Origin of the sequence: Ramlibacter sp. PS4R-6, from assembly GCF_037572775.1 — a bacterium.
In the GTDB taxonomy this organism is placed as follows: domain Bacteria; phylum Pseudomonadota; class Gammaproteobacteria; order Burkholderiales; family Burkholderiaceae_C; genus Ramlibacter.
Map to the genome: position 1 here is coordinate 1856710 of NZ_JBBHKA010000001.1, position 11380 is coordinate 1868089.

The following is an 11380-nucleotide window of genomic DNA, read 5'->3' on the forward strand; positions in this document are numbered from 1 at the left end:
GGCTGTCGGCCTCCTAGAGGCGGCTCGTCGGAGGCCGATGTGAAGATCACCTGGCGCTCCGTCACGGCCGAAGCCAAGCTGCTGCTGATCGGCATCCCGGTCTTCCTGTGGACCATGATCCCGGTCTACCACTTGTTCCTGTTCGCGATCTCGACCAAGGATTCGGCGACGTCGGGGCGGCTGTGGCCGAAGGAGCCGACGCTGCAGAACTTCGACTTCGTCTTCTTCCAGAAGCACTTCTACCTGCACCACTTCTGGCTGCAGATGTGGAACTCGCTGGTGATCGCCGTGGCCGTCGGCGCGCTGACCCTGTTCGTCGCGACGACGGCGGCGTTCGCGATCAGCCGGCTGAAGGTGAAGGGCGGGCGCACGGTGATGAACCTCGCGCTCTTCACGTACTTCATCCCCGCGGCGTTCCTGGCGGTGCCCATGTACAAGGCCATGGGCGTGTACGGCCTGCTGAACAACCAGTGGGCGCTGATCCTCGCGATGGTGACCATCGCGTCGCCGTACTGCATCTGGGTGCTCAAGCAGGCCTCGGACAAGTTGCCGTGGGAGCTGGACGAAGCCGCGCGCATGGACGGCGCCACGGCGTTGCAGCTGTTCCGCCTTGTCTACCTGCCGCTGATGGTGCCGTCGCTCGTGGCGGTGGGCACGTACTCGCTGCTGCTGGCGTGGAACGAGTACCTCTACGCGTTCCTGCTGCTGTCGAACGACACGCAGGTGACGCTGGCGGTGGCGCTGGGCAACTTCCTCGCGGCGGACGACTCGCCGTGGGAGCTGCTCATGACCACGGGCCTCATCTACGCGCTGCCGCCGGCCGCGATCTACTACGCCTTCAAGCGCTACATGGTCTCCGGCATCACCGCCGGCGCCGTCAAGAGTTGAGTCCAGCATGGCTTCCGTATCGTTCAAGCACATCGAAAAGTCCTTCGCGAAGACGAAGGTCATCCACGGCATCAGCTTCGACATCGCCGACGGCGAATTCGTCGTGCTGGTCGGCCCTTCGGGCTGCGGCAAGTCCACGCTGCTGCGCATGCTGGCGGGGCTGGAGGAAATCTCCGGCGGCGAGATCGCCATCGACGGGCGCATCGTCAACGAGCTGGAGTCCAAGGACCGCGACATCGCGATGGTGTTCCAGAGCTACGCGCTCTACCCGCACATGACGGTGCGCGACAACATGGCGTTCAGCCTGAAGCTGCGCCGCGCCGACGAGCAGCTCACCAGCCAGCGTGTCAACGACGCGGCGCGCATCCTGAACCTCGACGCACTGCTGGAGCGCTTTCCGCGCGAGCTGTCCGGCGGCCAGCGCCAGCGCGTGGCGATGGGGCGCGCGATCGTGCGCGACCCCAAGGTGTTCCTCTTCGACGAGCCGCTGTCCAACCTGGACGCCAAGCTGCGCGTGGCGATGCGCGCCGAGATCAAGGCGCTGCACCAGCGGCTGAAGACAACCACGGTGTACGTCACGCACGACCAGATCGAGGCCATGACCATGGCCGACCGCATCGTCGTGATGCACGACGGCATCGTCGAGCAGATCGGCACGCCGCTGGAGCTGTTCGACCATCCCGGCAACCTGTTCGTGGCGCAGTTCATCGGCTCGCCGGCGATGAACGTCATGGAAGGCACTTTGCGCATGGCGGGCGGCCGCGCGTACGTCGAGGCGCAGGGCGCGCAGTGGCCGGTCGCGCCGGGCATGCGCGCGAGCGACGGCCAGCGCGTGCACTACGGCATCCGCCCGGGCGACATCCGCGTGGGGCCCGCCGGCGGCGGCATCGCGGCGAAGGTGATCGTCGTCGAGCCGACCGGCGCCGAGACCGAGCTGCTGGTGCAGGTCGGCGATGCGCAGCTGGTCATCGTCATGCACGGGCGCACGCGGGTGCAGCCCGACGAAACCGTGGGCCTGCAGATCGACGGCGCGGCCAGCCACCTCTTCGACGGTGCGACGGGCCAGCGCATCGAGGCCGGCACGCTGCAATGATCAAGAACGTCCACGGCAACACGCTGGACCACCTGGGCGAGCGCATCGTCGGCGGCATGTGGTCGCCCGGCGACTCGATCCCGCCCGAGCCGATGCTGTGCGAGGACCTGGGCGTGAGCCGCACGGTGATCCGCGAGGCGGTGAAGTCGCTGGTGGCCAAGGGCCTGATCACCACCGGCCCGAAAGTCGGCACGCGCGTGCAGCCGTCCGAGCAGTGGAACTGGTTCGACCCCGACGTGATCCGCTGGCAATCCAACGCGGGCCTCACGCGCGAGTTCCTGCGCGACCTGCAGGACCTGCGCCGCGTCCTGGAGCCGGCGGCGGTGCGCTTCGCGGCGCAGCGCGCCACCGCGCGCGACATCCGCGACATCGAGGCCGCGTACGAAGGCATGCGCCGCGCGATCGAGGAGGGCGGCGACTACGTCACCTACGACCTGCGCTTCCACCAGGGCCTGCTGCGCGCCTGCCGCAACCGCATGATCGTGCAAATGAGTAAGGCCATCGGCGCGCTGCTGCGCACCAGTTTCGAGATTTCCACCAGCAAGAAGGGCGGCCCGGCCGCCTCGCTGCCGCTGCACCGCGCGGTGCTCGACGCGGTGATCGCGCACGATGCGGTGCGCGCCGAAAAGGCCATCCTCACGTTGATCGACAGCGCCGCCGACGACATCGAGCAGGTTCTGGCCGGGCGCAAGCGCCTGCCGCGCCTGAACCTGCCGGCGCAACACCTGCCCGCGCTTTAGGGATTTCCTTTAACGCGGGTGCCGGGCCCCGACCCGTCGCTACAATTGTCTAGACAAGTCGGTTTGGCCGTGGGCGAGGCGGGCTTGTCGCAAGACCCGGAGAAGCCCTTGCCCACACCCCCCGTGCCGCCCGCGCGGCCCCCGCATCCTTCCGCCCTGGCGGAGCCGGAGCACTGGCTCGCGTCGACGGAGTTGCTCGACCTGGACGATTCGAAGCTGCGCCTGCGCGCCCGCTCCCTCACCCAGCTGTCGAAGACGGAGCGCGAGAAGGCACTGGCGATCTACGGTTTCGTCAAGCGCGTGCCCTTCGCCAAGCCCTTCAAGCTGCGCCTGCGCAGCCCGCGCCAGGTGCTCGAAGCGGGTCGCGGCGACGCGCTCGACAAGGTGGGCCTGTTGCTCGCGCTGCTGCGCATCTCGGGCATCCCGGCGCGCATGCGCTACATGCACCTGCCCGGCGAGATGTTGCGCGGGCTGATCTCGCACATGTCGATCACGGCACGGCCGGTGGCGGAGGTGTGGATCGGCGGGCGCTGGGCCGCGACCGACACCTACATCTTCGACGCCGCGTACATGGCGGCCGCGCGCCAGCGCCTCGCGGAAGAGGGCTGGGACTGCGGCTACGGCATCCACCGCGACGGCGCGTCGATCTGGAACGGCGCCGACGACGCCTTCCTCGTCGGGACCGGCGTCGCGCAGGACGGCCTGGTGCCGGGCGGCGAAGGCCTGTTCGAGGACCCGTTCGCATTCGTGAACAGCACGCTGTGGCGCGAGGCGCATCCGGCGCTCGCCAGCACCGTGCACTGGAACATCATGGTGCCCTCGATGGGCAAGGTGATCCGCGAGCTGCGCGAAGAAGCCGTGGCGCCCGCACCGCCGGCGGCGGGGCGCCGCGCGTCCTAGTAGTCCTGCAATTCCCCGGACAGCATCACGCGCCGGCCCTTCGATGAGGGCACGGCGCGCAGCAAGGCGTTGGCGACGCTCCTGACCGAAACCGAGCGGTAGTTGCGCGGGATCAGCCAGCCCAGCTTGTTCGACACCTTCAGCGCGAGGCCTTCACCCGGGCGCACCGGTTGCCCGAGCGCTTCGCGGTCGCCGGCCAGCATGGACGGGCGCGCGATCACGAGCGTTTCGAATCCCAGGCCGGCCAGCGCCTCTTCCATCTCGCCCTTCACGCGGCTGTAGAACACGCTCGACTTCGCGCTGGCGCCCATCGCGCTGACGACACCGAGCTTGCGCGCGCCCGCGGCCTTCGCGGCTTTCGCGACGTTGACCACGGCGTCGTAATCGACGGCGCGAAACGCCTGCTGGCTGCCGGCGACCTTGATGGTGGTGCCCAGCGCGATGTAGCACTCGTCGACCTTCGGCAGCTTCGGCAGCTGCGCGAAATCGACGGCCATTGCTTCGAGCTTGGGATGGGATTCGGCCGGTGCGCGGCGCCCGAGGACGATCACGCGCGCGACCGAATCGTCGGCGAGCAGGCCGCGAAGCAGTTCGCGGCCGACGAGGCCGGTGGCCCCGGCCAGGAGAACGGATCGCTGCGCAGCACCTGCCATGGTGCCGCGCATGCTACTCCCGCAAACTTACCGGCCGCCGTAGCGGCGCGCGGAGGAAGGCTGCGCGAAGTTGCCGCCGCCGTTGCCGCGGTTGCGGTTGCCGCCCCCGCGCTGCTTGCCCTGGCCCATCGCGTCGATGCTCGTGCGGGTGGGGTCGGGCTGGCCGTCGCCGCTCATGCGCTTGACGCCGGTCATGTCGCGGCGGCTGGGCAGGTTGGTGCGCAACGGGTCGATGTTGCGCGGCATGCGGTCCTCGTCGCGGTCTTCGCCTTCGACGCGCTCCACACGCGGCTCGCGGTGCTGCGCATGTTGTTGCTGCTGCTGGCCGTTGTGCCCGTTGCGGCCGTTGCGCGGCTTGGGCTGCTGCGGGGCGCGCTGCTGCGGCTGTTGCTGCGGCTGGGCGCGGCGTTCCTTCTTCGCGCCGTTGCCTTCGCGGTTGTCGCGGATGCGGTCCATCATCTCGCGGCGCGCGGCCTTGGCGGCGGCGGCCATCACGTCGCGGCTGGGCGGCTTGCCGGCGCCGCCCCACAGGGTCTGGCGGCCCATGGCGATGGGCTCGGCGCGCTCGCCCGGCTCGGGGCCGAAGCCCTCGACCACGACCGCGGGGATCTGCTGCTTGGTGAAGCGCTCGATCTCCTGCATGAAGCCTTCTTCGTCGAGGCACACGAACGAGACGGCGGCGCCTTCGTTGCCCGCGCGGCCGGTGCGGCCGATGCGGTGCACGTAGTCCTCGGGGATGTTCGGGATCTCGTAGTTCACGACGTGCGGCAGGTCGTCGATGTCGATGCCGCGCGCCGCGATGTCGGTGGCCACGAGCGCGCGGATGTCGCCGCTCTTGAAGCCGGCCAGCGCCTGCGTGCGCGCGCTCTGGCTCTTGTTGCCGTGCAGCGCCATGGCGGTGATGCCGTTCTTCTCCAGGTACTCGGCGACGTTGTTCGCGCCGAACTTGGTGCGCGTGAACACCAGCACCTGCGACCAGTCGTGTTCCTTGATCACGTGCGCCAGCAGCGCCTTCTTCTTGCCGCGGCCCACGGGGTGGACCACCTGCGTGATGCGCTGCACCGTGGTGTTGCGGGGCGTGACCTGGATGTGCTGTGGCTCGCGCAGCAGGCCGTTGGCCAGGTCGCGGATCTCGTCGCTGAAGGTGGCGGAGAACAGCAGTGATTGCTTGTCCTTCGGCAGCAGCGCGAGGATCTTCTTCACGTCGGGCAGGAAGCCCATGTCCAGCATGCGGTCGGCCTCGTCGAGGACGAGGATCTCGACCGTCGACAGGTCGAGGTTGCCCTGCTGCTGCAGGTCCAGCAGGCGGCCGGGCGTGGCCACCAGGATGTCGACGCCGCGCTTGATCTTGTCGATCTGCGGGTTCATGCCGACGCCGCCGAAGATGACGGTGGAGTCGAGCGGCAGGTACTTGCCGTAGGTGCGGATCGATTCCTCGACCTGCGCGGCCAGCTCACGCGTGGGCGTCAGCACGAGGGCGGCGACGCCGTCCCTGCCGAACTTGTTCTTCTTGCTCTTGCCGCCGATCAGCCGGTGCAGCATGGGCAGCGTGAAGGCGGCGGTCTTGCCGGTGCCGGTCTGGGCGCCGCCGAGGATGTCGTGCCCTTCGAGCACGGCGGGGATGGCCTGGGCCTGGATGGGGGTGGGGGTCTCGTAGCCCTGCTCGCGCACGGCCTTGAGGATGGCCGGAGCCAGCTTCAGTTCGTCAAATGTCATTCGAGATGCAAACGCATGCGCCATGTCCTGGCGCGGGAATCGGCCTCGGTGGCGCGTGAGCGCCGTCCAGTCGATAAGGCAGATGGGTTGGTGGGTGGGCGCCTGTCACCGGCTTCGCTTCGCGAGGAAGCCGCCGCGCCCCAGCGGTATCGCTGAGCCTGCAGGCAACTGGGAGCCCGCAGGAGTCCCTATTGTCGCACGGATCGCCGTCAGGCGTGGGCGAGCTGCTTCAGCTTGTCCAGGCGCAGCGCCATCAGGGGCGTTTTCTGCAGGTGCTTGCAAAGCAGTTCCACCACGCCCGTGAGGTCGCCGATGGATTGCGCGCGCTCGATCTGCAGTTGCGCCTTCACGCGGGCGGTGAAGCCCAGGTCGGTCGCCATCGACGTGGCGAGTTCGACGATGGCGCGGTAGCGCTCCGACTCGGTCAGCGCCACTTCCACCGGCATGACCTTCACCGCGCCATCGCGCAGCACCAGGAGCCCGGCGGACACGAGATGCTGCAGGGCCGGGCGCACGGCCTCGGCTGGCATCATCGTGCCCAGGTCTTCCAGGTGGCGTTCGCCGTCGCACAGGATCAGGACCTGGCGCTGCGCGGGCGACAGCGCCGGACTCCTCTGGAGGACTTCCTTACGGCCCGCTTCGGTCTTGACGTAGAGCATGATGGACCTCGCTTGTGATGGGTTGTCTCCCACCGCCAGCATGGTTACGATTACTTACGGGAGGATGACTCGCACCCCTAGGACAAACACGGGGGCGGGGTGGTGTGTCGCGGGGGCGTCGCGGTTACGGATAAAAGTGGCTGCCTCAGCCTTGCGCGACCATAATTTTGGTTCTACCGCCGCCGAAGTCCATGGCCAAACTGCTCAAGCTTCGCATTGGGGTCGCCGACGACCCGACCGCCCTCCAGCCATCGCTCAACGATTGCCTGGAAGCGCTGCTGCAGCAGTCCGACCTGCTGGTCACCGACATGCTCGCCGGGCTGGTCGAGGCGACCGCCCCCGGCAGCGCCAAGCGCATCGCCGGGTTCCAGGCCCCGGGCCTCAAGGCCGCGGTGGCCGAACTCTCGGGCAATTCGAAGGCCGTCACGGCCACCTACCGCACCGAACTCACGCGGCTCGTCTACGAAGGCGGCGGCAAGGAACAATTGCAGGCCGAGGTGCTGCGCTTCGAGGACTTGCGCCTGTTCGAGGACGCCGAGCTGGACCAGAGCATCGAAGTGGCGCGCGCCCAGCAGGAGGTGACGATCGCCGTCGACGACGTGCTGCCCACGCTCGATTCGCTGGTGAGCACGCTGCTCGGCTGGCGCACCATCCAGCCGGGGCTGAACCCCGTGCGGCCCGAGGTGTTCGTGCGGGCGCTGCAGACGACGCTGGCCACGCACGTGCCGTCGTCGGAGCTGCGCGAAGTCCTCATCGCACCCGCGGCGGGGCTGCTGGGCGCCAACCTGCGCAAGCTCTACCGCGAACTGGCCGACTGGCTGCGCTCCTGCGGCGTGGAACCCGCGGTGCCCATCGGCGGCCGCGCCAAGGTCGGCACGGCCACGGCACAGGTCGCCGACTCCGTGCAGAAGACGCTGCTCACGCTGGACAAGCTGCGCAAGCTCCTGCACGGCGACTTCGACGCGAACACCGCGCGGCCCGAGTTCCTGCACACCATGCCGGCGTCGATGTCGCTGCTGCAGGAGATGAAGCAGGCCGACGTGCTGATCCAGAAGCTGGAGTCGCGGCCCAAGCCGAAGAAGGAAGGCGGCGACCAGCCGGTGGACATGCTCGCCGAGCGCGAGAAGGTGGTCGACGAGTCGGCGCCGCGGCTGGGCGTGCAACTGGGCAGCGAGGTCGTGCGCCTCATGTTCGAGAACCTCGGCAAGGACAAGCGGCTGCTGCCGGACTTCCAGCAGAAGCTGGCCTCCATCGAGCCGGCGGTGCTCAAGCTCTCGGCCGAGGACTCGCGCTTCTTCTCCGACCGCACGCACCCCGCCCGCCAGTTCCTGGACAAGGTGACGCAGCGCAGCCTGGGCTACTCCGACACGAACGACGCCGGCTGGCAGCGCTTCATGGCGACCGTCACCGACGCCGTGCAATGGCTCGACAGCAAGGTGGTCGACGCCGACATCTTCGGCGAGCTGCTGGACCACCTGCAGGAACAGTGGACCCACCACGACTCCGGGCTGCGCGAGCGCCGCGAAGAGGCCGCCCGCGCCTTGCTGCACGCCGAGCAGCGCAACCTGCTGGCGCAGAAGCTCGCGGCGGACTTCGTCGAGCAGATCAAGGACCTGGAAGTGCCCGACTTCGTCGGCGACTTCCTGCGCACGTCCTGGGCGCAGGTGGTGGCGGAGGCGCAGCTCAGTTGCACCGACGGCTCCGACGACCCCTTCGGCTACCGCGCGATGGTCGACGACCTGGTGTGGAGCGTGCAGAAGAGCACCGCCACGCGCGGGCGCGCCAAGCGCCTGGTGCAGATGATCCCGGGCCTTCTCGCCAAGCTGCGCGAGGGCCTGGACCGCATCGAGTACCCGCCGGAGCTGACGGCGCGCTTCTTCAACAACCTCATCGTGCTGCACAAGGCGGCGGTGCACGAAGGCAAGGACGCCAGCGTGCAGGCCGCGGCCGACGCGGCCGAGGCCGAGGAATCGCGCTTCACCGACGAGGAAGCGGCCGAACTCTTCATGTACCTCGACAAGAAGGAATCGGAGGATTCCGGCTGGATCGACGAGGAGGTCCTGGCCCCCGAGCACGTGGCCAGCCCCGAGGCGGCCGCCGTCGAGGAGGCGCCGGCCAACGTGCGCGCCAACGACATGAAGACCGGCACCTGGGTCGAGCTCAACGTCAAGGGCGAATGGATCCGGGCGCAGCTCACGTGGTCGAGCCCCGCCGGCACGCTGTTCATGTTCACCTCGCAGGCCGGCAGCGCGCACTCGATGTCGCGCCGCACGCTCGACCGCCTGCGCGCCGAAGGGCACATCAAGGTGGTCGCCGAGCGCAACGTGGTGGACGAGGCGCTCGACCAGGTCGCCAAGACCGCGCTGAAGAACAGCATCGACAAGAAGGCCTGAGCGCCGCCGCGGGCCGAACCGCGATAATCACGGGTTCACCCAGAGAACCCCGCATGGCCCAGTACGTCTACACAATGAACCGCGTCGGCAAGATCGTGCCGCCGAAGCGGCAGATCCTGAAGGACATCTCCCTGTCGTTCTTCCCCGGCGCCAAGATCGGCGTGCTGGGCCTGAACGGCTCGGGCAAGTCCACGCTCCTGAAGATCATGGCCGGCATCGACACCGAGATCGAGGGCGAGGCGATCCCGATGCCCAACCTGAAGATCGGCTACCTGCCGCAGGAGCCGCAGCTCGACCCCGGGCAGACGGTGCGCGAGGCCGTCGAAGGCGGCATGGGCGACGTGATGGACGCCAAGAAGCGCCTCGAGGAGGTGTACGCCGCGTACGCCGAGCCCGATGCCGACTTCGACGCGCTCGCCGCCGAACAGGCCAAGCTCGAGGCGATCATCGCCACGTCCGGCGGCGGCGACGAGCACCAGCTCGAGATCGCGGCCGACGCGCTGCGCCTGCCCGAGTGGGACGCGGTGATCAAGAACCTCTCGGGTGGCGAGAAGCGCCGCGTGGCGCTGTGCCGCCTGCTGCTGTCCAAGCCGGACATGCTGCTGCTCGACGAGCCCACCAACCACCTGGACGCCGAGTCGGTGGAATGGCTGGAGCAGTTCCTCGCGCGCTTCCCCGGTACGGTCGTCGCCATCACCCACGACCGCTACTTCCTGGACAACGCGGCCGAGTGGATCCTGGAGCTGGACCGCGGCCGCGGCATCCCGTGGAAGGGCAACTACAGCACGTGGCTGGAGCAGAAGGAAGCGCGCCTGGTCGCCGAACAGAAGGGCGAGGAGGCGCACGCCAAGGCCATGAAGAAGGAGCTGGAGTGGGCGCGCCAGAACCCGAAGGCGCGGCAGGCCAAGAGCAAGGCGCGACTGGCGCGCTTCGAGGAACTGTCCGACGTCGAATACCAGAAGCGCAACGAAACGAACGAGATCTTCATCCCCGTCGCCGAGCGCCTGGGCAACGAGGTCATCGAGTTCACCAACGTCACCAAGTCCTTCGGCGACCGCGTGCTGATCGACAACCTGTCGTTCAAGGTGCCCGCGGGCGCGATCGTCGGCATCATCGGCCCCAACGGCGCGGGCAAGTCCACGCTGTTCCGCATGATCACCGGCAAGGAAAAGCCGGACAGCGGCACGATCAAGATCGGCTCCACCGTGAAGCTCGCGGTGGTCGACCAGACGCGCGACGACCTCAGCGACAACAAGACGGTGTGGGAAGACATCTCGGGCGGCCTGGACAACATCATCGTCGGCAAGTTCCAGATGCCCAGCCGCGCCTACGCGGGCCGCTTCAACTTCAACGGCGGCGACCAGCAGAAGAAGGTGGGCATGCTGTCGGGCGGCGAGCGCGGCCGTTTGCACCTGGCCAAGACGCTGATGCAGGGCGGTAACGTGCTGCTATTGGACGAACCTTCCAACGACCTCGACGTCGAAACGCTGCGCGCGCTGGAAGATGCGCTGCTGGAGTTCGCGGGCTGCGTCATGGTGATCAGCCACGACCGCTGGTTCCTGGACCGCATCGCCACGCACATCCTCGCGGCCGAAGACGAAAGCCAGTGGGTGTTCTTCGACGGCAACTACCAGGAATACGAAGCGGACAAGCGCAAGCGGCTCGGCGAGGAAGCCGCCAAGCCGCACCGCGTGCGCTTCAAGGCGCTGAAGTAATCAGGACAGCTGCACTTCCGGCTTGATCTGCTGCAGCTCCTGCTCGAGCTGCTTGCGGCCTTCGTCGAGTGCCTCGTCCGCCTGCGGCGGCACGTCGCCCTCGGGCGACAGCTGGTTGGTCATCTCCGGCAGGATCTCCGCAAAGGCCTCCGCGACGTCGCCTTCCGGCACGCCCAGGCGCTGGGCGATGCGCGAGAGCTCTTCGCGCCCCACGATGTTGTTGACGGCTTCGGCTTCGATCGGCTCGTTGTCGCCGGTGTCCACCCACGACTGGGCCTGCTTCTGGTAGCCCTTCTGGCGGAAGTTGTCGAGCACCGCGCCGATGCCGCCGTTGCGCTGCACCCATTGCATCGCGAAGGGCAGCAGCATGGCGAGCAACATGCCGCGGCCGCCGCCACGGCCGCCCACGCCGCGGCCGCGCGACATCATGCCGCCGAGCACGCTGCCAAGCGCGGCGCCGCCGAGCCCGCCGCCCATGCCGCCGGTGCGGCCGAACGGACCCGGGTTGGCGCGTCCGCGCATGGCGTTGGCGAAGACGCCGCCCAGGACCTGGGCGAGAAGGGGGTTGCGCATGGAAGTCTCCTGTAGTTGCCGACCAGCTTAAACTTCGTGTACCACGACAG

General features: G+C 68.3%; 10 protein-coding genes. 6 read left to right on the forward strand and 4 right to left on the reverse strand.

From position 1 onward, the window contains the following. The first annotated feature begins 39 nt into the window (after positions 1-39). From WG903_RS09050 to WG903_RS09065, 4 genes are all read left to right on the forward strand, one after another. Positions 40-888 carry a carbohydrate ABC transporter permease gene (locus WG903_RS09050; protein ID WP_445263587.1) on the forward strand — a complete coding sequence of 283 codons (849 nt, stop codon included), beginning with the start codon at positions 40-42 and terminating at the stop codon, positions 886-888. A gap of 7 nt (positions 889-895) precedes the next feature. After that, on the forward strand, positions 896-1981 hold the full coding sequence (locus WG903_RS09055; protein ID WP_340074465.1) for an ABC transporter ATP-binding protein: 1086 nt from the start codon (positions 896-898) through the stop codon (positions 1979-1981). Beyond that, on the forward strand, positions 1978-2721 hold the full coding sequence (locus tag WG903_RS09060) for a FadR/GntR family transcriptional regulator (protein WP_340074467.1): 744 nt from the start codon (positions 1978-1980) through the stop codon (positions 2719-2721). The genes WG903_RS09055 and WG903_RS09060 overlap by 4 nt, the downstream gene beginning before the upstream one ends. A gap of 108 nt (positions 2722-2829) precedes the next feature. Beyond that, a complete protein-coding gene (locus tag WG903_RS09065) occupies positions 2830-3621 on the forward strand; it encodes a transglutaminase-like domain-containing protein (RefSeq protein ID WP_340074469.1) in 792 nt (263 codons plus the stop codon). Here the strand turns inward: WG903_RS09065 and WG903_RS09070 are convergent. The 3 genes from WG903_RS09070 to WG903_RS09080 all read right to left on the reverse strand — a co-directional run bounded on the left by WG903_RS09070 (position 3618) and on the right by WG903_RS09080 (position 6649). Then, positions 3618-4274, reverse strand: a complete 657-nt coding sequence (locus WG903_RS09070; RefSeq protein ID WP_340074471.1) for an NAD(P)H-binding protein — start codon at positions 4272-4274, stop codon at positions 3618-3620. The genes WG903_RS09065 and WG903_RS09070 overlap by 4 nt on opposite strands. A 27-nt stretch (positions 4275-4301) precedes the next feature. Continuing rightward, a complete protein-coding gene (locus WG903_RS09075; RefSeq protein WP_340074473.1) occupies positions 4302-5990 on the reverse strand; it encodes a DEAD/DEAH box helicase in 1689 nt (562 codons plus the stop codon). Positions 5991-6199: 209 nt separating this feature from the next. Further along, entirely contained in the window at positions 6200-6649 is a 450-nt protein-coding gene (locus WG903_RS09080; RefSeq protein WP_340074475.1) for a hypothetical protein, read from the reverse strand. A gap of 191 nt (positions 6650-6840) precedes the next feature. Here WG903_RS09080 and WG903_RS09085 point away from each other — a divergent pair, with 191 nt between their 5' ends. Both WG903_RS09085 and ettA read left to right on the forward strand, forming a co-directional pair. After that, positions 6841-9042 (forward strand): DUF1631 family protein, encoded by a 2202-nt coding sequence (locus WG903_RS09085; protein WP_340074477.1) that lies wholly within the window; start codon positions 6841-6843, stop codon positions 9040-9042. A 53-nt stretch (positions 9043-9095) separates the two neighbouring features. Beyond that, complete coding sequence (gene ettA / locus WG903_RS09090; protein ID WP_340074479.1) at positions 9096-10757, forward strand: energy-dependent translational throttle protein EttA; 1662 nt, start codon at positions 9096-9098, stop codon at positions 10755-10757. Here the strand turns inward: ettA and WG903_RS09095 are convergent, their stop codons facing one another. After that, the gene (locus WG903_RS09095; RefSeq protein ID WP_340074481.1) at positions 10758-11330 is read right to left on the reverse strand and encodes a YidB family protein; all 573 of its coding nucleotides are present in this window, start codon (positions 11328-11330) and stop codon (positions 10758-10760) included. Positions 11331-11380 lie beyond the last annotated feature (50 nt).